The organism is Streptomyces sp. GDS52, from assembly GCF_052246875.1.
GTDB classification, from domain to species: domain Bacteria; phylum Actinomycetota; class Actinomycetes; order Streptomycetales; family Streptomycetaceae; genus Streptomyces; species Streptomyces cathayae.
The window spans coordinates 6,653,734-6,673,530 of sequence record NZ_CM125966.1; the positions used below are offsets into that span (position 1 = coordinate 6,653,734).

At 71.9% G+C, this 19,797-nt stretch carries 17 protein-coding genes and 1 pseudogene; 7 read left to right on the top strand and 11 right to left on the bottom strand.

Features of this window, described 5'->3' with window-relative positions; genetic code table 11:
• Positions 1-33: 33 nt before the first annotated feature.
• The 3 genes from ACTWJ9_RS30500 to ACTWJ9_RS30510 are packed head-to-tail and all read left to right on the top strand — an operon-like array spanning position 34 to position 4,099.
• A complete protein-coding gene (locus ACTWJ9_RS30500; RefSeq protein WP_443294990.1) occupies positions 34-2,790 on the top strand; it encodes a cation-translocating P-type ATPase in 2,757 nt (918 codons plus the stop codon).
• Entirely contained in the window at positions 2,787-3,446 is a 660-nt protein-coding gene (locus ACTWJ9_RS30505; protein WP_279337509.1) for a potassium channel family protein, read from the top strand. Before ACTWJ9_RS30500 ends, ACTWJ9_RS30505 begins: the two co-directional genes overlap by 4 nt.
• Positions 3,443-4,099 (top strand): potassium channel family protein, encoded by a 657-nt coding sequence (locus ACTWJ9_RS30510; protein ID WP_443294992.1) that lies wholly within the window; start codon positions 3,443-3,445, stop codon positions 4,097-4,099. Before ACTWJ9_RS30505 ends, ACTWJ9_RS30510 begins: the two co-directional genes overlap by 4 nt.
• Before the next feature lie 156 nt (positions 4,100-4,255).
• On the opposite strand, the gene ACTWJ9_RS30515 is transcribed toward ACTWJ9_RS30510, so the two are convergent.
• The 6 genes and pseudogenes from ACTWJ9_RS30515 to ACTWJ9_RS30540 form a co-directional block, all read right to left on the bottom strand.
• Positions 4,256-5,155 (bottom strand): pyridoxamine 5'-phosphate oxidase family protein, encoded by a 900-nt coding sequence (locus ACTWJ9_RS30515; RefSeq protein ID WP_443294993.1) that lies wholly within the window; start codon positions 5,153-5,155, stop codon positions 4,256-4,258.
• Positions 5,156-5,166: 11 nt separating this feature from the next.
• Positions 5,167-5,634: an Hsp20/alpha crystallin family protein gene (locus ACTWJ9_RS30520; RefSeq protein ID WP_443294994.1), complete on the bottom strand. Its 468-nt coding sequence runs from the start codon at positions 5,632-5,634 to the stop codon at positions 5,167-5,169.
• Between the two features lie 127 nt (positions 5,635-5,761).
• On the bottom strand, positions 5,762-6,046 hold the full coding sequence (locus tag ACTWJ9_RS30525) for a DUF1876 domain-containing protein (protein ID WP_279337513.1): 285 nt from the start codon (positions 6,044-6,046) through the stop codon (positions 5,762-5,764).
• A 5-nt stretch (positions 6,047-6,051) separates the two neighbouring features.
• Positions 6,052-7,449: a nicotinate phosphoribosyltransferase gene (locus ACTWJ9_RS30530; RefSeq protein WP_443294995.1), complete on the bottom strand. Its 1,398-nt coding sequence runs from the start codon at positions 7,447-7,449 to the stop codon at positions 6,052-6,054.
• Between the two features lie 39 nt (positions 7,450-7,488).
• Positions 7,489-8,088, bottom strand: a pseudogene (locus tag ACTWJ9_RS30535) (Rv1733c family protein).
• A 97-nt stretch (positions 8,089-8,185) separates the two neighbouring features.
• Positions 8,186-9,043 carry a universal stress protein gene (locus ACTWJ9_RS30540; protein WP_443295933.1) on the bottom strand — a complete coding sequence of 286 codons (858 nt, stop codon included), beginning with the start codon at positions 9,041-9,043 and terminating at the stop codon, positions 8,186-8,188.
• Positions 9,044-9,229: 186 nt separating this feature from the next.
• On the opposite strand from ACTWJ9_RS30540, the gene ACTWJ9_RS30545 reads away from it, so the two are divergent.
• The 3 genes from ACTWJ9_RS30545 (at position 9,230) to ACTWJ9_RS30555 (ending at position 12,831) form a co-directional block, all read left to right on the top strand.
• A complete protein-coding gene (locus ACTWJ9_RS30545) occupies positions 9,230-10,105 on the top strand; it encodes a universal stress protein (protein ID WP_279337517.1) in 876 nt (291 codons plus the stop codon).
• A gap of 103 nt (positions 10,106-10,208) precedes the next feature.
• Positions 10,209-11,690: a bifunctional aminoglycoside phosphotransferase/ATP-binding protein gene (locus ACTWJ9_RS30550; protein WP_388708894.1), complete on the top strand. Its 1,482-nt coding sequence runs from the start codon at positions 10,209-10,211 to the stop codon at positions 11,688-11,690.
• 94 nt (positions 11,691-11,784) lie between these two features.
• A complete protein-coding gene (locus ACTWJ9_RS30555; RefSeq protein ID WP_443294996.1) occupies positions 11,785-12,831 on the top strand; it encodes an alcohol dehydrogenase catalytic domain-containing protein in 1,047 nt (348 codons plus the stop codon).
• Between the two features lie 39 nt (positions 12,832-12,870).
• On the opposite strand, the gene ACTWJ9_RS30560 is transcribed toward ACTWJ9_RS30555, so the two are convergent.
• From ACTWJ9_RS30560 to acsA, 5 genes are read right to left on the bottom strand one after another with little or no spacing between them, the layout of a single operon-like run.
• On the bottom strand, positions 12,871-13,116 hold the full coding sequence (locus ACTWJ9_RS30560; RefSeq protein ID WP_279337519.1) for an acyl carrier protein: 246 nt from the start codon (positions 13,114-13,116) through the stop codon (positions 12,871-12,873).
• Complete coding sequence (locus tag ACTWJ9_RS30565) at positions 13,113-14,501, bottom strand: 2-oxo acid dehydrogenase subunit E2 (protein WP_388708983.1); 1,389 nt, start codon at positions 14,499-14,501, stop codon at positions 13,113-13,115. Before ACTWJ9_RS30565 ends, ACTWJ9_RS30560 begins: the two co-directional genes overlap by 4 nt.
• Positions 14,502-14,503: 2 nt before the next feature.
• The gene (locus ACTWJ9_RS30570; protein WP_443294997.1) at positions 14,504-15,499 is read right to left on the bottom strand and encodes an alpha-ketoacid dehydrogenase subunit beta; all 996 of its coding nucleotides are present in this window, start codon (positions 15,497-15,499) and stop codon (positions 14,504-14,506) included.
• Positions 15,496-16,593, bottom strand: coding sequence for a pyruvate dehydrogenase (acetyl-transferring) E1 component subunit alpha (gene pdhA, locus ACTWJ9_RS30575; protein ID WP_279337523.1), 1,098 nt, complete (start codon positions 16,591-16,593; stop codon positions 15,496-15,498). The genes ACTWJ9_RS30570 and pdhA overlap by 4 nt, the downstream gene beginning before the upstream one ends.
• Entirely contained in the window at positions 16,590-18,380 is a 1,791-nt protein-coding gene (acsA, locus tag ACTWJ9_RS30580) for an acetate--CoA ligase (RefSeq protein WP_443294998.1), read from the bottom strand. The genes pdhA and acsA overlap by 4 nt, the downstream gene beginning before the upstream one ends.
• A gap of 498 nt (positions 18,381-18,878) precedes the next feature.
• On the opposite strand from acsA, the gene ACTWJ9_RS30585 reads away from it, so the two are divergent.
• Positions 18,879-19,790, top strand: a complete 912-nt coding sequence (locus ACTWJ9_RS30585) for a universal stress protein (protein WP_443294999.1) — start codon at positions 18,879-18,881, stop codon at positions 19,788-19,790.
• Positions 19,791-19,797 lie beyond the last annotated feature (7 nt).

Here is a 19,797-nt window from a genome sequence, read left to right on the forward strand (position 1 = left end):
GGTGGGGACGGCGAACCGACGGCTTCCGGCACCGTGGACGCGCCCCTGGTCCAGACCCTGCCGACCGGGGAGGTCTTCGCTGCGCTGAACACCTCGCCGCGAGGGCTGACCCCGGCGGCCGCGACGGCGTTGCAGGCTCGTCTGGGCCCCAACGAACTTCCCTCCGCGCACCGCAGGCGGCTGTGGCGGGATCTGGCCGGTCAGTTCACCGACCTGTTCGCCGTCGTCCTGCTCGTTGCCTCCGCGATCACTTTTCTGGCCTACGGGCTTCAGGAACCGCGGGATACCGGCACGCTGCAACTCGCCGTGGCGATCCTGTGTGTGGTGGTGCTGAACGCCGCCATCGGCTTCGCCCAGGAGTACTCCGCGGAGCGCACGGCCGAATCGCTGCAGGCGATGGTCAGACACACCTGCCGGGTGCTGCGCGACGGAGAGAGACGCGAGGTGTCCTCTCAAGAGGTGGTGCCCGGGGACGTGGTCGTCCTGGAGGCCGGGGACGCGGTGCCCGCGGACTGCCGTCTCGTGGAGGCACACGAGGTCTCCGTGAACAACGCGGCGCTGACCGGGGAGAGCGGTGCCGTCGGTCGCACCGCCCACCCCGTGGCGGCGTGTCCGGTGCTCCAGGCCCGTAACTGCGTGTTCATGGGCACCGATGTGGTGGCCGGTTCCGCCAAGGCCGTGGTGTTCGCCACCGGCGCGGCCACCGAGTTCGGCAGGATCTTCCGGCTGACGGCCGCGGCACCCCGCCGGCGGACCCCGCTGCAGCGCCAGGTCGCCCTGATGGCACGCAGGGTCGCGGGGACGGCCCTGGCGATCGGAGCACTGTTGTTCCTGGTGCGCCTGCCGACGGGGCAGCCGTTCGTCGAGACCTTCGTCTTCGCCCTCGGCGTCATGGTCGCGCTCGTCCCCGAGGGACTGCCCGCAACCATGTCGGTGTCCCTGGCGATCGGCGTACGGCGCATGGCCCGGCGGCACGCCCTGGTCAAGCGGCTGCTGGCGGTGGAGGCACTGGGGTCCACCACGGTCGTGTGCACGGACAAGACCGGGACCCTCACCCGGGCCGAGATGACCGTCGTACGGGTGTGGGCAGACGGAACGGAGCACGCCGCGACCGGCGTGGGCTACGCACCCGACGGCGAGGTCACCGACCCGGCACCGGTGCGCGGACTGCTGCGGGCGGCGGCCCTGTGCTGCAACGCCCGATTGGTTCCGCCGTCGGACGGGGCGGGCTGGCGGGTGCTGGGCGACACCACCGAGGGGGCGCTGCTCGTCGCCGCGGCGAAGGCCGGGCTCGACCTGGCCGTCGAGGAAGCCGCGGCACCGCGCGTCGCGGAGTATCCCTTCGACTCGGGCCGCAAGCTCATGAGCACCGTGCACCAGGACACAGACGGCGGCGGCCACCGTGTGTACGTCAAGGGCGCACCACAGGAGCTTCTCGACCGTTGCGTCGCCGCCGACCGGGCGGGGGAGTGCCGCCCCCTGACCGACGCGTTGCGAGCCGAGGTCATCGCCGCCGACGATGCGCTGGCCTCCCAGGGACTGCGCGTGCTGGCGGTGGCTTGGCGGCCGGTGCCCGACCCCCGGCCGGGCCGGGCGACGGCCGAGTCGGAGCTGACGCTGCTGGGGCTCGTCGGGATGCTCGACCCGCCGCGACCCGAGGTCAGCGACGCGGTCGCCGCCTGTCGGCGGGCCCGCATTCGGATCGTGATGGTCACCGGGGACCACCCGTTGACCGCCGAGGCCGTCGCCCGAAGGGTCGGCATCGTCACCGGACCCACCCCCACCGTGGTGACCGGTGCCGAGTTCGAGGCGCTGGACGACGACGACCTGGACGCGTTGCTCGACCGGCCGGTGGAACTGCTGCTGTGCCGGGTCAGCCCTGAGGACAAGATGCGGGTCGTGGCCGGCCTGCACCGGCGTGGCGAGGTCGTCGCCGTCACCGGCGACGGCGCCAACGACGCCCCGGCCCTCAAGCACGCCGACATCGGCGTGGCGATGGGCGCCTCCGGCACCGATGTCGCCAGGGAGGCCGCGGTGATGGTGCTCCTCGACGACTCGTTCGCCTCCATCGCCGCAGCGGTGCGGCTGGGCCGGTCGGTCTACCAGAACATCCGCAAGTTCCTCGTCTACCTCTTCAGCCACAACATCGCCGAACTCGTCCCGATCCTCGCGGCGACCTTCGCCGGCTTCCCGCTGGTGCCCATCAGCGCCGTGCAGATCCTCGCCATCGACCTCGGCTCCGACGTCCTGCCGGCCCTGGCGCTGGGCGCCGAGCCGCCGGAACCCGACGTCATGGACCGCCCACCACGGTCACGGAAGGAACAGCTGTTCTCCAGGGCCGTCATGGGCCGCATCCTGTTCCTGGGCGGCATTCAGGCAATCGGTGTGACCGCCGTCTTCTTCTGGCACATCCATGCCTCAGGGATTCCGTATTCCGAGTTCACCAAGGACGACACCGCCTACCGGGAGGGGATCACGATGGTCCAGGCCGGGATCGTGGTCAGCCAGTTCTTCAATGCCCTCGCGGTGCGCACCGACCGGCAGAGCCTTTTCCGTATCGGTGCCCTGTCCAACCCCTGGCTGCTGGCCGCCGGCTGCTTCGGCATCACCGTCATGGCGGGTATCAGCTACCTGCCCCCGCTCCAGGCCCTGTTCAACACCGCCCCGCTGGGCCTCGGCGACTGGGCCGTCCTCGCCGGCCTCGGCGCGCTGCTCCTGGTCGCCGAAGAGCTCAGGAAGGCGTGGGTGCGTCACCGCCGGCGCACGGCCCCGAAAGGAGAGTGGCGATGAGAGTGATCATCGTCGGCTGCGGACGGGCCGGTTCCCTGCTCGCCGCCCAACTCGCCGTCGAGGGCCATGACGTACGGATCGTGGACCGTGCGGCCAGGGCTCGCAGGCTGCTGCCCGCGGGGTTTCTGGGCCGGTTCCACGAAGGCAACGGATACAGCCGTACGGTCCTTGAGGCCGCCGGAATCGAGCACGCGGACGCGTTCGTCGCCGTCACGTCGGGCGACAACAGCAACATCGTCAGCGCGCGGACGGCCAAGGAGACCTACCGGGTGCCGATCGTCCTCGCCCATGTCCACGCCCCTCGCAGCGCCGACATCTGCCGCGAACTGGGTATCCCCGCCATCGCCAGTGTCCGCTGGACGGTGCACCGGATCCACCAGATGCTGCTGCACCGCCACCTCACCCCCGATCTCGCCTTCGGCAACGGCGAGACACTGCTGATCCGCTCACAACTGCCCGGCTACCTCACCGGGCGGCGCCTGACCGAGCTCGATGCCGACGGCGAGATCCGCGTCATCGAGGTGACCAGGGCGGGCCGTTCGTTCGTCCCCGCGCACAACACCCCTGCCGAGCCCGGAGACCTGGTCACCTTCGCCGTCGCCGCCACGTCGCTCGGCCGGCTGCGCGGCTTCCTGGACAAGGAGCTGGGTACGTGAAGGTCCTCATCGCCGGCGCCGGACGCCTGGGCACACAGATCGCGCAGGTCCTCGCCGCCGCCGGCAACGACGTCGTCCTCGTCGACATCGACGACGACCGCATCGCCGAGCTCGAAGGCCGGCTGCCCGTGCGCCTCCTGGCCGGGGACGCCTGCGAACCCGGCTTTCTCGAGCATGCCGGGGCCCTCACCGCCGACCTCGTCATCGCCACCACGGGCGACGACGAGGACAACCTCGTCATCAGCTTCCTCGCCAAGCGGCGGTTCGCCGTGCCGCGCGTCGCCGCCCGCGTCAACGACGCGGAGAACAACTGGCTCTTCGACCAGAGCTGGGGAGTGGACACCGCGGTCCCCGTTGCCATGCCCCTGATCTCCCTCATCGAGGAGGCGACCGGTGCCGCCGACACCGTCGCGCTGCTGCGGCTGAGCAAGGCGGGCGTCGACGTCATCGAAACCGCCATCACCGCGCGGTCCCGTGCCGCGGGCCGCACACTCGCCGAGATCCCCCTCCCCGAGGGCACGGTCGTCGCGACCGTCGTCCGGGAGGGACGGCCCACGGTTCCCGCGTCCGGGATGCGGCTGCGGCCCGGCGACGAACTTCTCCTCGTCTCCCACGCCGCCACCGAGCAGGAGATCCGCGCGGCCTTCCAGTAGACGGAGACTCGCCGGTCAGGGCTGGACGTCGAGTACGTCCGGCACCGGGCGTCGCGGGGTGTCGGGGCCCTTGGGGCCGTATCCCAGGCGCAGCACGATCTGCATGTGTCCGGCCCTGGAGCGCGGCGGAGCGTGGTGGGCAGGTGCCGTGGCCGCTCACTGTTCGGCCGGAGTGATGCGGCGTCCGGTCAGGCGGGTGGGCCGGATCGACACCCACATCTCGCGTCCGTCCCCGGCCCACGGTGCGGTGTGGGCGCGTTCGGTGAGCCGTCGCACCTGGTCGGGCTCGGTGACCACCCGGGCGGGGCCGACGGCGAGCACGCTCCAGCCGCGGCTCATGGCGTCGTCCACATGGTCGACCTCGAACGCGATCTCCGATCCCACGGCCGCCGCGGGCACGGAGTCGGGAGCGGTCCGGAAGGCGATCGTGTCGTCGAGGACCTCGTAGTTCACCGGGACCACCGCCGGCCCCTCGGGCGTGGTCACCGCGATGCGTCCCACCCCGTGTGTGGACAGCAGGGCCCGGCACTCCTGTGGTGCGAGGTCGCGCAGTTCGGGGTGGAGCAGCGCGGTGCCCCGGCCGGGTGGCAGGCCGACGCCGCTGCCGCGCAGTGCCTGGACGCTGGTGCCCAGGGCCGCGGCCAGCCGGAGGAGGGTCGCCGGGCTCGGATCGGCGGGGTGTTCCTCGAGGTAGGCGAGGTAGTCCGGTGCCATCCTGGCGCGGCGGGCCGTCTCCTCCCGGCTCAGGCCCCGCCGGGTGCGTTCGGTGGCCACCCGCCGGCCGAGGTCGCCGGGGTCGGGTGCGCCGGCGGGCGGGGGCGCCCCGGCCCCGGCCCCGGCCCCGGTCTCGGTTTCGGTTTCGGGTTGGTGTCCGAGGTGTTTGATGTGGGCGTCGGGGCCGGGGAAGACGAGTGTCACCGCCTGGGTGTCCGACCAGCGCACGTCGTAGGGAGGGGTGCCGTCCTCGTGGTGGAGTCCGACGATCTCGCCGTCGCGCCGGGGGGCGCCGGTCGCCGGGCCTTCGATGACGAGTTGATCGCCGAGGTGAGCTCGCATGATCGCCGCCCTCAGCCGGTGATCTCGATGCGGTGCGGCTCGGTCTTCCGGGCCTTGGGGACGCGCACCGTGAGGACCCCGCCGGTCAGTTCCGCGGTGATGTGCTCGGTGTCGACGTTCGGAGGCAGACTCGTGCGGTAGTCGAACCGCCCGACGTGCCGGGTCTGCCGGCGGACCACACCCGTGCGTTCCCTCTCCTTGATCTCGCCGTGGACGTTGAGCTCGCCGTCGCCGACCTCCACGCTGATCTGGTCCTTCTCCACGCCGGGAAGTTCCAGCTCCATCAGGTAGGCGTCCTCGGTGTCCTCGACGTCGGCCAACGGCGCCCACGCCCCTTCCCCGGCCTCGGCCTCGGGAAAACCACGGCCGGGGAAGGAGGCGTGCATGAGCTGATCCACGCGGATGCGCAGGTCCTCGAGTTCCTGGAGGGGGTCCCATCCGGAGAGCGAGCCCCTGCCGCGGTGTGCTGGAAGCGTCATCGGTCATCCTCCTTGGTTTTCGATCCACAGCGCATCCGGCCGCAGAGACGGATCCGCTCCTCACGAAGCCGGGGACCTGGACGGGCGTCCGACCCACAAGGTGTCCCCGGCCGGGGCGCGGACCGGGTCACATGGACCACCCGACTGCCGGGCGGGGGCCCGGTCGCGTCGTGCCCGTGCCCTCGACGTCGCGCTCGGCGATGTCCACCAACTGCCGGCCCAGGTCCTGCAGGGCCCGGCCGGCCGCCAGCTCGTCACCGATCTCCGGCACGTCCGGGTCCGCCGGATTCCGGCGTGCGGTGCCGTGCCCGGTGAGCACCGTGATCCCGGTGTCGACCACCGCGCGGGCCTTTGTGGTTCCCCCCTCCTCGAAGAGGTAGAGGCGAGCCTTCCATTCCAGGGTGTGCGACATCCGCTCTACTCCTCAGCTCGGGACTGACCTGTAGGGCCCGGACGCGGCTCGTTCGGACATCCCGTGCCGTGTGGCGGGGCTCCCGTCTGCTCCGCGATACGGCGCCGGACCCGGTCGGTGAGCGCGCGCAGCCGCTCGGAGGGCATCATCCGGGGCGCTACGGGGGCCCGGATCCGGCGGGCGGACGGCGGCAGCGCGGCCAGGTCGGCAGCCAACCTCTCCCGGCACCCGTCGAGCGCGGACCTGCCACCGGTGCGCTGTCCGTGTCGCATCACCGTCTCCAACAGAGGTGTGCCGTCGTGCGGTGGCCGCTCGTCGGCGAGAGCGATCACGTCGGAACAGCCGGGACGACGGAACACCTGTTTCTGCCCGGGCGCCGTCACCTTCGCCGACGACAGCTTCATCACCGGCCGCCCTTCGTACTCCACCATTTTGTAGGCCGAGTCCAGATACGGCGCGTCGGCCGAGACCCCGATGCGAGTGCCGACCGCGTACACGTCGATCGGTGCCCCGGAGCGGACCAGATCGTCCACCGCGTACTCGTCGAGACCGCCGCTGACGGTGATCTGCACGTCCGGCAGGCCCGCTTCGTCGAGGACGGACCGGGCCCGCACGGCCAGGGCTCCCAGATCACCGCTGTCCAGGCGTATGGCGCAGCCCGGCCCGCGGTCCAGATCCCTCAGCACACGTGCCGCGACGCGGACGCCCGCCTCGGTGTCGTACGTGTCCACCAGGAAGGTCACGGGGCCGGGGTGGGCACGGGCGAAGGCGCGGAACGCCTCCTCCTCGGACGAGAAAGCCTCCACGAAGGAGTGGGCCATCGTGCCGACGGCGGGTATGCCCGTGGCCGTGGCCGCGGCCACGTTGCTGGTCCCCGCGAAACCGGCCATTGCGCCGAGCCGGGCGGCCTGGAAACCGGCCTGCGGACCGTGGGTCCGCCGCAGGGAGAAGTCCACGACCGGGCGCCCGGCCGCCGCGATCACACAGCGCGCGGCCTTCGAGGCGATCATCGTCTGATGGCTGAGCAGGTTGAGCACGTACGTCTCGGCCAACTGGGCCTGCGGCAGCGGAGCCGTCACCTCCAGCAGGGGCTCCCCGGCGAGCACGACCCTGCCCTCCGGCACCCCCCGCACGCTGCCGGTGAACCGCAGGCCGAGCAGGGGTTCCAGATCCCGCGGCGGACGGTGCAGCGCGGCGGCGAAGGCGAGGACGTCCTCCGGGCCGACCCGCAGGCTGGACAGGTGGTCCAGGGCCGACTCCAGCCCCGCGGCAACCAGGAAGCCCCGCTCGGCGGGCAGATCGCGGACGAACAGGCTGAATGTCGCCGGGCCGGTCATCCCTTCCCGTAGATAGGACATGGCCATTGTCACTTCGTACAGGTCGGTGGTCGTGGCATCGGACATCAGCGCCACCTTCTCCATCCCGTCGCGTTCGCCCGAGCGTCACCGGTGGAATCGACCGGTCCACAGGGGCTCCACCAGATCCCACTCGGCGTCCCACTGCACGAACCTCCTCCGGTCCAGCACGTGGCGCATTCCTGCCCGCGCCACGAAGGCCCCCGTCGCCACACTGGTCACCGCCATGCCTCCGACGAACCAGCCATCGGCCACGGCCCGGGTCCTGGTCAGCGGCGGGCCGACGGCGGTTCCGCCCCGGTCCGCCCACACCCGCACGGTGGAGCCTTCGGACGTATCCGGCTTCACGAGTACGGTTACCGTCCGCCCCGTGTCCCTGCCGTCGGTCCAGCGGACCTGTGCCTGCGCCATCTGTCCGACATTCCCGGAGACCGACATCACCCGGGCACCGACCTGCTGCCGGTCGGCTGACCGGGCCTACACCGTGAGCATCGAGGACCTGTACGTCGCCCTGCCCGCGACGAATCCTGCCAACGGCAGTCCGACGACAAGGACGATCACCAGCACGCGACGCATCCAGAACTCGATCCGGTCCGACGTACGGATCAGGGGGTTCCGCCCTCGGAGGGCCTCATCCCCGCGCGGTGGCAGCGGACCGAACGCGTACGGTGAATGTCGGGTACTCATCGTCGAGCCTCCAGCGGATCGCCGGTCGCTTCTCTTTCCACCGTCGGACGGCGGCGGACCTCGGTCACCGGGCCGAAGGTCCCCGGCAGGTGGCCTTTCAGGCCTTGGGGGTCGGCCCCCGGAGCGGTTTCCTCCGACGTATCGGCACGATCGCGACCGGACACGGTGCGTGATGGAGCAGGGCGTGGTTGATCAGGCCGAGTTGCAGGCCGGGACGGACATGCCGTTCACCGGCACCGACAACGAGCAGGTCCGCTTCCGTCGCGGCCTCCCACAGCGCCTGTCGTGCTGATCCCTCGACCACCCGGCGTGTCACGTCGGTCCCCGGGTACTGCTTCTCAGGGTTGCGCAGAGCGTCGTCGAGCACCTGTGCCGGTGGGCGACGGTGGGCCTCGAGGGCGTACCACGGCCCGGGGAGAGGTTCGGAGAGTGCGCCAAGCGGCGCACTCCAGGCGTGGACCGCTACGAGTTCGCAGCGCCGCACATGAGCCTCGCGGAAGGCGAACCCCACGGCCGTGTCGCTTCCCTCACCGTCCTCGACCCCCACGACGACGTTCCCGAACCGGCCGGCCCGGTGCTCCTGCGAGCCACGCACGACGATGACCGGGCAGTCCGCCCGCGCCGCCACGGCGAGGCTGACCGAACCCAAAAGCAGCCCGGTGAGTTCCCCGAGCCCTCTGGACCCGAGCACCAGCGCGAAGGCCTTGTGTCCCTCGTCGACCAGGGCGGAGGCCGCGTCGTCGCGCAGCACCTCGCTCGACAGCCGCACGCCGGCGGCGCCCCCTCCGGCCCGTTTTGAGGCGGCGGTGATCAGACCGGACGAGTCCTGGCCCGGCGCCGCCGCGTGCAGCAGGTGGAGCGGCACCGCGTGCCGGGCCGCCTCGTCGACCGCCCAGTCCACCGCCTCCAGGCTCGACTCCGACCCGTCGACCCCGACCACCAGGGGAACCACCACAGCCACACCTCATCCCTCGCCGGACTCCGTCCTTCGAGCCCCGACCCACATCGGGTCCGCGTGCGCCGCAGAAGGGTTTGCGGTAACTCTCGGATGAGTGGCAGGCACTGCGCGGCCCGCCACGCCCCGGAAGGACGACCCCGGTCATCGTCATGTCCAGCTTCCTACGAGACGGAGGCAGGCGCCATGGAGCCTGTGATCACCGTTGGTCTCGACGGCTCACCCGAGAGTCTTTCCGCCGCCCGCTGGGCCGCGGACGAGGCCGAGCACCGCAAGCTGACGCTGCGCCTGTTGCACGCGTGGCCCATGCTCGCGCCGGAACCCACCAAGGTGCCCTCCGAGATCGACCAGAACTACTGGGCGAAGCGGCTGGTGCACAACGCACAGGCGGAACTTCAAAGGCGCCATCCCGGTCTCGCCATCGTCGGCAACCTGGTTGCCGACGAGGCCCAGGACGCGCTGTTGCACGCGGCGTCGGAGTCCGCCATGACCGTGCTCGGTTCGCGCGGGCTGGAACTCGTCGAGAGCTACTTCCTCGGCGACACCGGCATGTCCGTCGCGGCACAAGCCGAGCGGCCGGTGGTCCTGGTCCGTGCCGGAACCCGCGCGGAAGTCCCGCCGGCCGCACCGGCCGGGACAGGCGATGTCGTGGTCGCGTTGAAGCTGCACGGCCCCTGCGACGACCTGCTCGGGTTCGCCTTCGCCGCGGCCTCGGCGCGGAATGTGCCGCTGCGGGTCGTGCACGGCCGGAGCCTGCCCGTGCACGCCTATGTTCCCTGGGGGGTGGATCACGACGTCGCCGAAGGCGTCGCGCAGGAGGCGAGGAAGCAGCTGGACCAGGTCCTTCGCCCCTGGCGTGAGAAGTTCCCGCAGGTGGAGGTGGCCGACAGCATCGGGCTGGAAAGCCCCGCCAGGGCGGTCCTGCGGTCCGCCGGGAGCGCCGGGCAGCTGGTCGTCGGCCGACGTCGGCACCGTCGCGTTCTGGCACCTCGCCTGGGTCCCGTCGCCCAGGCGGCCATCCATCACGCACGCTGCCCCGTCGCCGTCGTCCCCCATGACTGAGCCCGATGCCCCGAGGGGAGCGAGGCCGGTCGCACACCGGATCGACGCGTCCGCACTCCGGTCGGGCTCCGGCCCCGACGGTGCGACGTTTCCGCGCGCGGAGCTGCACGAGACGCACACCGCGATCGTGCTCCTCTTCGGCGATCACGCCTACAAGATCAAGAAACCGGTCGATCTGAAGTTCCTGGACTACACCACGGTGACGGCCCGCCGGGCCGCCTGCGAACAGGAGATCTCCCTCAACCGCCGCTTCGCCGCGGACGTCTACCTGGGCCTGGGCGAGATCCGCACCCCGCACACGGACGTGGCCGAACCGCTCGTCGTGATGCGCCGCATGCCGGCGGACCGCCGACTGTCCCGGCTGGTACGAGAGGGAGTCGCCGTCGACGACGTCCTGCGGGCCGTGGCCCGGCAACTCGCCGCACGCCACGCGGACGCGCACCGCAGCCCGGAAGTGGACGTACAGGGAACCCGCGACGCTCTGTACTCGAGGTGGGAAGCGAGCTTCGCACAGGTCCACGCCCTGGCCGAAGACGTCTCCTTGCCCGACGGCATCGACGAGGTCGAGCGGCTGGCGCGCCGCTATCTGGCCGGCCGCGAGCACCTGTTCGACACGCGGATCCGGCAAGGACGGATCGTCGACGGCCACGGCGACCTGCTGGCCGAGGACGTCTTCTGCCTCGACGACGGCCCCCGCATCCTGGACTGCCTGGAGTTCGACGACCGCCTTCGCCACGTCGACGGCCTCGACGACGCCGCCTTCCTCGCCATGGACCTGGAACAGCTCGGCGCCCCGGAGTCCGCGGCCCACTTCCTCGCCCGGTACAGCGAGTACTCCGGAGACCCCGCGCCCCCGTCGCTGTGGCACCACTACGTGGCCTACCGCGCGTTCGTCCGCGCCAAGGTCTCCCTGATCCAGTCAGGCCAGGGCGCGCCCGGTGCCGAGACGGCGTCCCGGCGACTGGTCACGGCGACGCTGCGCCACCTGCGCACCTCCGCCGTCGGTCTGACGCTGGTGGGCGGCCTTCCGGGCAGCGGGAAGTCCACGCTCGCCGGCGCACTGGCCGACCGCCTGGGGGTGAGCCTGCTCAGCAGCGACCGCCTCCGCAAGGAACTGGCCGGCCTCCCCGCGGAGCAGCCCGCGGCGGCCGGCTACGGCGAAGGCCTGTACACACCGGAGTGGACCGCCAGGACCTACGCCGCGCTGCTCGACCGTGCCTCCACCCTGCTGTCCTCGGGAGAATCCGTCGTCCTGGACGCCACATGGTCCGACGCGGGACAACGCGAAGCCGCCCTGCGCACGGCCGAACGCACCGGCGCCGACCTCGTGGCCCTGCACTGCCAGGTCCCCGGCGACGTGTCGGCGGCCCGCCTCACCTCCCGTGCCCCAGGAGCATCGGCATCCGACGCGGGCATCGCCGTGGCCACCGCCATGGCCGACAAGGAGCCACCGTGGCCCGAGGCCGTCACGGTCGACACCCGTGGCCCCCTGGAAGCGGCGGTCGTCCAGGCGCTGGCAGCCCTGCGCCCGTGGGGCACCGGCCAGGCCCCGGTATTCCGCCGCCCCCACCCGCGGCCGGACTGACGGACATGGGCGACGTGGTTCCCGTGTTGCCGGGGAGGCTTCGGGGGGTGACGGTGGAGAGGAACCGGCGAGGGGGACGAGGGAGGCAGCGGGCATGCGAGGACTCGTCTACCACGGTCCCGCCCGGACCTCCTGGGACACGGTGCCGGACCCGGTGCTCGAGGCCGACACCGACGCGATCGTGCGCGTCGACGCGACCACCGTCTGCGGCAGCGACCTGCACATCCGGCAGGGCGACCTCGCCGAGGTGAAACCGGGAACGGTCCTCGGCCACGAGGCCGTCGGCGAGGTGGTGGAGGCCGGCAGCAAGGTGCACAGCCGGCGCCCCGGACAGCAGGTGATCGTGTCGGCCGTCTCGGCCTGCGGGCACTGCCCGTCCTGCCGCGACACCCTGTACGGGCAGTGCCGCGGGGGCGGCGGGTGGATCCTGGGCAACACCGTCCACGGCACGCAGGCCGAGTTCGTCCGCGTCCCCTTCGCCGACCACTCCACACACCGGCGGCCCTTGGACCTCCCCCTGGACGAGGCGGTCCTGCTCGCCGAGCTCCTGCCCACCGCCTACGAGGTCGGGGTGCGCAACGGGCACGTGGGCCCGGGCGACACCGTGGTCGTGGTGGGCGCGGGACCGGTGGGGCTGGCCGCCGTCCTGGTCGCCCGGCTCTACTCGCCGCGCCGGATCGTCGCGGTGGACCTGTCCCGCCCCCGGCTGGCGGCCGCCGCCCGGCTGGGGGCCGACGCCGCCGAACTGCCCGGCCGGATGGTCGCCGAACTGTCCGAGGGGCCCGGCGCCGACGTGGTCATCGAGGCCGCGGGCACCCCGGACGGCTTCGTCCTGGCGACCCGCGTGGTGCGCGCGGGAGGGCACATCGCCAACATCGGCATGCCCGGCAGGCCGGCCACCCTGCACCTGGAGGCCCTGTGGCGCAAGAACGTGACGATCAGCACCGGCCAGGTCGACACCTCCTCCACCCCGTGGCTGCGCGACCTGCTGCTCTTCAAACGGCTGGCGGCCGCCCCCCTGGTCACCCACCGGTTCCGCCTCGAGCGCATGGAGGACGCCTACGAGGTCTTCGCGCACGGTCCGGACACCGGCGCCCTCAAGGTCGTGCTGCACCGCGAGACACCAAAACCACCCCGGTAACCGGTCCTCCGATCCGCACTGGGCCGACGACGACAGCTCTCACCTCCCGTGGGCGACGAGGAAGTCGGCGCTGCCGGACAGCGTGGTGAGCTGCGGTGTGTCCTCGTCGTCGATCCGCATGCCGGTCCGTTCGCCCAGGATCTCGATGTAGGTCAGGAAGTCCAGCGAATCCATCTCGAGCGCGTCCCGAAACGCCTCGTCGGGACCCAGAGTGGCCAGGTCGGCGTCAGGAATGACCTGGGCGATCGACTCCTTGACCACGTTCAGCGCGTCGGTTCGGTTCACAGCTTCTCCGGATTCTGCAAGAGACGGTCGAGCGTTGTCAGATAGCGGGCCCCGACGGCGCCGTCCGTCGCCCGGTGGTCCGCCGAGAGGGTGGCCGTGACGACGGGACGTACGCCCAGCAGGCCGTCGACGGCGCACGGCCGGTCGACCACCCGCCCGAAGCCGACCAGGGCCACCTGCGGCGGATGAATCACGCCGAACACGGTTTCCACGCCCTGGTCGCCCAGGTGGGTGACCGTGATCGTGGCGTCGGACACTTCGGAACCGCGCAGCCTGCCCGTGCGGGCGCGTGACACCAGGTCTTTCAAGGCGGTCATCAGCTCGGGCAGTCCGAGGGTGTCTGCCCGGTGCAGGGCGGGTGCGACGAGTCCCCCGCCCCGAAGGGACACCGCCACGCCGAGATGGATGTCCTGAGCAGCGGCGAAGCGGTCGTCGGTCCAGAAGCCGTTGAGCTCGGGCACCTCGTGTGCCGCGAGGGCGGCCGCCTTGAGCAACAGGGCCGCCGGAAGCAGTCGTTCGGACATCGGACTGCGCCGGTTGTGGTCGTGCAGCCAGTCCATCGCGGTGGCCATGTCGACGGTGGTGGACAGGTAGTAGTGCGGGATGTCCCGGTTGGCGCGGGTCATCAGGCGTGCGATCACCTGGCGCATGCCCGACGCCTGGTCCTCGGGAGGGTGGGAAGCACGCACGGCAGCGGTGGTCCGGCGCGGCGGTGGGGGCGCGGCAGCATGACCGGAGGCCGCCTTGCTCACGTCTTCGGCGCGGATGGCGGAATCTTTGCCGGTGCCGGTCACCGCGGACAGGTCGACACCCAGCTCGGCGGCGCGTCGGCGGGCGAGGGGAGTGGCCCGTATGCGCGAGGGCCGGGCAGCGGTCGTGGCTGCCGCTGCCCGCTCGATGTCGGCCCGGGTGACACGCCCTGCCGGCCCGGAGCCGTCGAGGGCCGTGAGATCGACGCCGCTCTGCTCCGCGAGGCGCCGGATCAACGGGCCGGCCCCGACGTGTCCGCGGTCCCGGCCCCCGGACGGCACCGGCGTGCGGGCAGGGGAGGGCTCGGAGGTTCTGGCGGGCCTCGCGTGCTCAGGGGCGGGCGGGGCCTGTGGTTTCCCCTGGGCCTTCCGGGCTCTCTCCGGTTCCCCGCGCCCTTCTGCCGCCGACTCGATCAGCGCGAGCGGCGTGCCCACCGGTACCGTCGTGCCCGGCTCGACGAGCAGCCGTCCCATCGCTCCGCTCTCGAAGCACTCCACCTCGATCGTGGACTTCGCGGTTTCGATGACCGCGACCGGATCGCCTCTGCGGATGCGGTCGCCGGGTCCCACCAGCCATTCCACCAGCGTGCCCTCGTCCATGTCGGCGCCGAGTGACGGCATGGTGAACTCGCCCATGATCAGTCCACCGCCCGGTGTGCGGCCGCGACGATGTCGGCGGTCTGTGGCAGGGCGGCCTCTTCCAACTGCCGGGCGTACGGGATGGGCACCTCGGCGCTGCACACCCGCTCGACGGGGGCGTCCAGGTCGTAGAACGACTCCTCGGCGATGCGGGCGGACACCTCGGCGGCGAGACTCCCCGTGCGCCATGCCTCGTCGACGATCACCGCACGGTGGGTACGGGCCACGGACGCGGTGACGGTCGCACTGTCGAGGGGCCGCAGCGTGCGCAGGTCGATCACCTCGGCGTCGATACCCTCGGCGGCCAGCTCGTCCGCCGCCGCGCGTGCCTTGGGCAGCGAACCGCCGTACGTGATCAGGGAGATGTCGGTGCCGGGTCTGCGGATCGCGGCATGGTCCAGGTCCACGGGGGCCGTCGGCGGGAGGAGTTCGCCGGAGGCGTTGTAGAGGCTGCCGTGCTCGAAGACCACCACCGGGTCGGGGTCGGCGAGCGCGGGGGCGAGCATGTGGCGTGCGTCCTCGAGCGTGGCCGGGGCGAGCACGCGGATGCCGGGAATGTGTGCGTAGAAGCCTTCCAGGCTGTGCGAGTGCTGCGCCGCGAGCTGCCGCCCCGCGCCCGTCGTCATGCGGATGACCAGCGGCACGGGCAGCTGGCCACCCGACATGTGCAGCAGGGTGGCGGCGTTGTTGAGGAGCTGGTCGAGGGCGAGCAGGCTGAAGTTGACGGTCATGATCTCGACGACGGGCCGCATCCCGGCCAGAGCGGCGCCGATGCCGGCCCCCACGAACGCGGACTCCGAGAGCGGGGTGTCGCGAACGCGGTCCGGTCCGAACTCCTCCAGCAGCCCGAGGCTGACGCCGAAACAGCCGCCGTACCTGCCGACGTCCTCGCCCATGAGGAAGACCCGGTCGTCGGAGCGCAGGGCTTCCCGCAGGGCCTCGCGCATCGCCTCCCGGTACGTCGTCTTCGTCCCCTCCGTCGCGACCGCGTTCACGGTCGGCTCACTTCCTCGGCCGAGGTACTGGTGACGTGGCGGAGCAGGTCCTCGACCGGCTCCTCGGGTGCTTGCTCGGCCGCATCCACGGCGCGGTCGATCTCGTCGGTGATCCGCTGCTCGATCCGGGTGAGTTCTGAGTCGTCGAGCTCGCCGTTGTCACGCATGAGGTGCGTCAGCCGGTCGATCGGGTCCCGGGACTTCCACTCCTCGATCTCCGCCTTCTTGCGGTAGCGGTCCGGGTCGTACATGGAATGGGCGCGGAACCGGTAGGTGCGCAGCTCCAGGAAGTGTGGTCCGGTGCCTGCCCTGATGCCTTCGACGGCCCGCCGGGCGGACTGTTCGACGGCGTCGACGTCCATGCCGTCCACGGCCCAGGCGGGCATGCCGTAGGAGGCGGCGCGCATCGCCAGGTCGGTCTGGGCGTGTTCGCGCGTGAGCGCCGTTCCCATGGCGTACAGGTTGTTCTCGCAGACCAGTAGCAGGGGCAGGTTCCACAGGGCGGCGAGGTTCGCCGTCTCGTGGAACTCGCCCTCGGCGAAGGCGCCGTCGCCGAAGAAACAGCAGGTGACGCGGGGCATGCCGCGCATCCGGTCGGCGAGGGCGAGACCGGCGGCCAGGGGAAGACCACCGGCGACGATCGCGCTGCCGCCGTAGAAGCGGCGGCTCGCGTCGAACAGGTGCATGGATCCGCCCCGGCCGCCGCTGCAGCCGGTCGCCTTGCCGTACATCTCGGCCATGACGGCCTCGGCCGTGAGGCCACGGGCCAGCGCGTGGCCGTGTTCGCGGTAGGTGGAGACGACCGCGTCCTCGGGGGTCAGCGCCTCGTTGACGCCGACGGCGACGGCCTCCTCACCGATGTAGAGGTGGACGAAGCCGCGGATCTTCGCGGCGCTGTACAACTCGACGCATCGCTCCTCGAAGCGCCGGATGCGCAGCATGGCCGTCAGCAGGTCCGTTCGGCGCCGGACATCCGGTCGGCCGACCGGTGGGGGTCCGGTGTCCGCCTTCCGCTCGGCCGTCGCGGTCTTCCTGCCGGGCTTCGGGGGCGCCGAGTCCTTGCCGGTGCGGGTGGTGGGTCGGGCCGCGCTCATGCGGATCCCTCCAAGGTCGACAAGTCGCCGGTAGGCAGACCGAGTTCACGCGCACGCAGCAGCCGGCGCATGACCTTGCCGCTGCGGGTCCTGGGCAGGTTCTGGTCGAACGCGATCTCCCTGGGCGCGACGGCCGGGCCCAGCCGCCGACGGGCGAAGCCCAGCAACTCGCGCTCCAGATCCGGGGAGGGGCCGACGCCGGGGCGCAGCGACACGAAGGCCTTGACGATGTTCCCGGCCACGGGGTCCGGCCGTCCGATCACCCCGGCCTCCGCGACCGCCGGGTGCTCCATCAGAGCGCTCTCCACCTCGAACGGGCCGATCAGATGCCCCGCCGACTTGATCACGTCGTCGGCGCGTCCCACGAACCAGTACCAGCCGTCCGCGTCCCGTCGCACCAGGTCGCCGGTCAGGTACCAGCCGTCGGTGAAGGCGGCGTCGTAGCGCTCCTTGTCGTGCAGATAGCCGCGGAACATCGACGGCCAGCCGGGGCGCAGCGCCAGCTCACCCTTTTCGTCGGGGCTCTGCACTTCCGTGACCCGGCCGTCGCTGACCAGCGTCCGGCCGTCCTCGCCGGTCCTCAGCACGGTCGCCTCGACGCCGGGCAGCGGGCGGCCCATCGAGCCGGGCCGGATGTCACAGGCCGCGTAGTTCGCGATCATGATGCAGCCGGTCTCCGTCTGCCACCAGTTGTCGTGCACCGGCAGGCCCAGCACATCCCGGCCCCACACGACGGCCTCGGGGTTGAGGGGTTCCCCGACGGAGGCGATGAGGCGCAGGGCCGACAGGTCGTAGGAGCGCGGCAGGTCGTACGGGCCCTGACGTGGTGTCGCACGCATGAGCATGCGCAGCGCGGTGGGCGCCGTGTACCAGACGGTGACCCGCTGCTCGCCGAGGATCCGGTACCAGCGGCGGGCGTCGTAGTCGCCCTCGTCGACGACCACCGTCACGCCGTGCACCAGCGGGGCGACGATGCCGTACGACATGCCCGTGACCCAGCCGGGGTCGGCGGTGCACCAGTACACGTCCCCGGGGTGCAGATCGAGCGCGTACGCGGCCGTGGCATGGTGGGCGACCACCGCCTCGTGGACATGGACCGCGCCCTTGGGGGTGCCCGTGGTGCCGCTGGTGAAGTGCAGCAGGGCCATGTCTCCGGGCGAGGTCGGCGGGATCGTGAAGGTGTCCGCGGCGGCGGACAGCAGCGCGTCGAAGGAGACGGTGCCGGGCAGATCCTCGGCGCCCGGCCCGACGATCAGGACGTGTTCCAGGCCGGGCAGCGAGTGCCGGCGGTCGGCCACCTTCTTCCGGTAGAGGGCCGCCGTGGTCACGAGCACCCGGGCGTCGCCGAGACGCAGCCGCTGCTCCACCGGGTCGGGGCCGAACGCGGAGAACAGCGGGCAGAGCACGCCGGTGTTCTTCAGCGCGCCCAGCACCGTGGTGTAGAGCTCGGGGCAGCGGCCGAGCAGCGTGAACACCCGGTCGCCGTGGCCGACGCCGAGTGTCCGCAGCACGTTCGCGAAGCGGGCCGTACGCCGGGCCAGTTCGGCGTACGTGACATCGGCGACGGCGTTGTCCCGGGCGATGCACCGCAGCGCGACCTTGTCCGCCCGATCCGAGGCCGCATGCCGGTCCACTGCCTCGTGTGCGATGTTCAGCCCGCCGCCGGGCAACCCGGCCAGCGCAGTGCGGGCCTGAGCCCAGGTGAACGTCGAGCGGACCCGTTCGTAGTCGGTGAGCCGAGGCGGAACGACCGGTGCGGTGTCCTTGTGGATCGTTTCCCAGTCCATGGGTGCTCCTCGCGGCACTGCCCTTGATCTCCAGGGTCGCGGAGCATGGCGCCGGTCGCACGTCGGCCCGCGTGGAGCGCCCGGACCAATGGACGGGCGGCATCTGCCGGCCTCGATGGAGCCGAGGGCCGCCCGCTTCTTGCGGGCCCTCATTGCACGGTGCGCGGTTTCGCTCCGCTCCTCCGTGTCTTTTGTGGCCCTCGGCTCATTTCCATGACACCGCTGCCCGCCCGCCGGCTGTAGGGCCGGACGGCCCTGCCGAGAGGGCCGGCCGACCCTCTCGGCGGAGAGCAGGAACGGCCGGATCCGCTCAGGGACCAACGGCACCTCCCGTCACGGGTTGAGGGCCACGAGAGGGGAGCCACACCTCACCGGGAGGCCCATGACGCTTCCCACCGTCACCATCGGTTCGGACGGCTCGTGCGAAAGCCTCACCGCTGCCGATCGGGCCGCCCGTGAGGCAGCCCTGCGGCAGTGTGAAGAAAGGTGGTGGACACCATGACCCAATGGCCCTTGGTCGTGGGCGTCGACGGATCGGGTCCCAGCCTCCTGGCGGTCGACTGGGCCGTGGACGAGGCGGCCCGGCACAAAATGCCGCTGCGGCTGGTGCACGCCTCCCTCTGGGAGGGCTCCGAAGGCACCTTTTCCCCGGTGGGCGAAAGGCCCTCGGCGCGTGTGTCGGCCGAGCACATCGTCGCCTCCGCCGCGGAACGTGCTCACCGGCGCAATCCGCAGATCAAGGTCTCCACCGCGATCCTCCCTGAGGAGGCGGCCCACGTCCTACTGCGCGAGGGCGACAGCGCCTCGCTCCTGGTGACCGGATCGCGGGGTCGCGGCGAGTTGAAGGGACTGCTCCTGGGCTCGGTCGGGCTCGCCGTGGCCGCGCGGGCGCACTGCCCGGTGGCCGTCGTGCGAGGCGACACGGCCGGTCTGGCCGGCGCCCACGAGCGGATTCTGCTCGGCGCGGGGGACCCCGGCACGAGCGGTGAGGCGGTGGATTTCGCCTTCCGCGAGGCGGAGGCCCGCGGGTGTGTCCTGGACGTCGTGCGCGCCTGGCGCTGCCCGGCGTACGAGACCACCGACCACCCGGCGTCGGCCGGGGGACCGGAGCGTCAGCACGAGGAGGAGGCTTCCCTCCTGCTCGACGAGCTGCTGCGCGACGCGATGGCCGCCCACCCGGGCGTCCGGGTGCGCCGCGCGACGGTCGAAGGCCCGGCCTCGAAGGTCCTCGTGCTCCGGTCGGCCGCCGCCGATCTGGTGATCGTCGGCGCGCGGCGCCACCAGGGCCGCTTCGGCCTCCAGCTCGGCCGGGCGAGCCACACGCTGCTGCACCACGCGCAGTGCCCGGTGGCGGTCGTGCCGCACGATCCGGGTGGCCGTCCCGTGGGCGGGCAGGAGACATGGGTCTGATGGCCCC

Bases quoted from the DNA above. Each gene is read 5' to 3' on its own strand.
- ACTWJ9_RS30545 (WP_279337517.1), top strand. From the start codon at position 9,230: ATGGAGCCTGTGATCACCGTTGGTCTCGACGGCTCACCCGAGAGTCTT.
- ACTWJ9_RS30555 (WP_443294996.1), top strand. From the start codon at position 11,785: ATGCGAGGACTCGTCTACCACGGTCCCGCCCGGACCTCCTGGGACACG.
- ACTWJ9_RS30505 (WP_279337509.1), top strand. From the start codon at position 2,787: ATGAGAGTGATCATCGTCGGCTGCGGACGGGCCGGTTCCCTGCTCGCC.
- ACTWJ9_RS30565 (WP_388708983.1), bottom strand. From the start codon at position 14,501: ATGGGCGAGTTCACCATGCCGTCACTCGGCGCCGACATGGACGAGGGC.
- ACTWJ9_RS30585 (WP_443294999.1), top strand. From the start codon at position 18,879: ATGACCCAATGGCCCTTGGTCGTGGGCGTCGACGGATCGGGTCCCAGC.
- ACTWJ9_RS30525 (WP_279337513.1), bottom strand. From the start codon at position 6,046: ATGTCGCACACCCTGGAATGGAAGGCTCGCCTCTACCTCTTCGAGGAG.
- ACTWJ9_RS30520 (WP_443294994.1), bottom strand. From the start codon at position 5,634: ATGACGCTTCCAGCACACCGCGGCAGGGGCTCGCTCTCCGGATGGGAC.
- ACTWJ9_RS30530 (WP_443294995.1), bottom strand. From the start codon at position 7,449: ATGTCCGATGCCACGACCACCGACCTGTACGAAGTGACAATGGCCATG.
- acsA (WP_443294998.1), bottom strand. From the start codon at position 18,380: ATGGACTGGGAAACGATCCACAAGGACACCGCACCGGTCGTTCCGCCT.
- pdhA (WP_279337523.1), bottom strand. From the start codon at position 16,593: ATGAGCGCGGCCCGACCCACCACCCGCACCGGCAAGGACTCGGCGCCC.
- ACTWJ9_RS30515 (WP_443294993.1), bottom strand. From the start codon at position 5,155: ATGCGAGCTCACCTCGGCGATCAACTCGTCATCGAAGGCCCGGCGACC.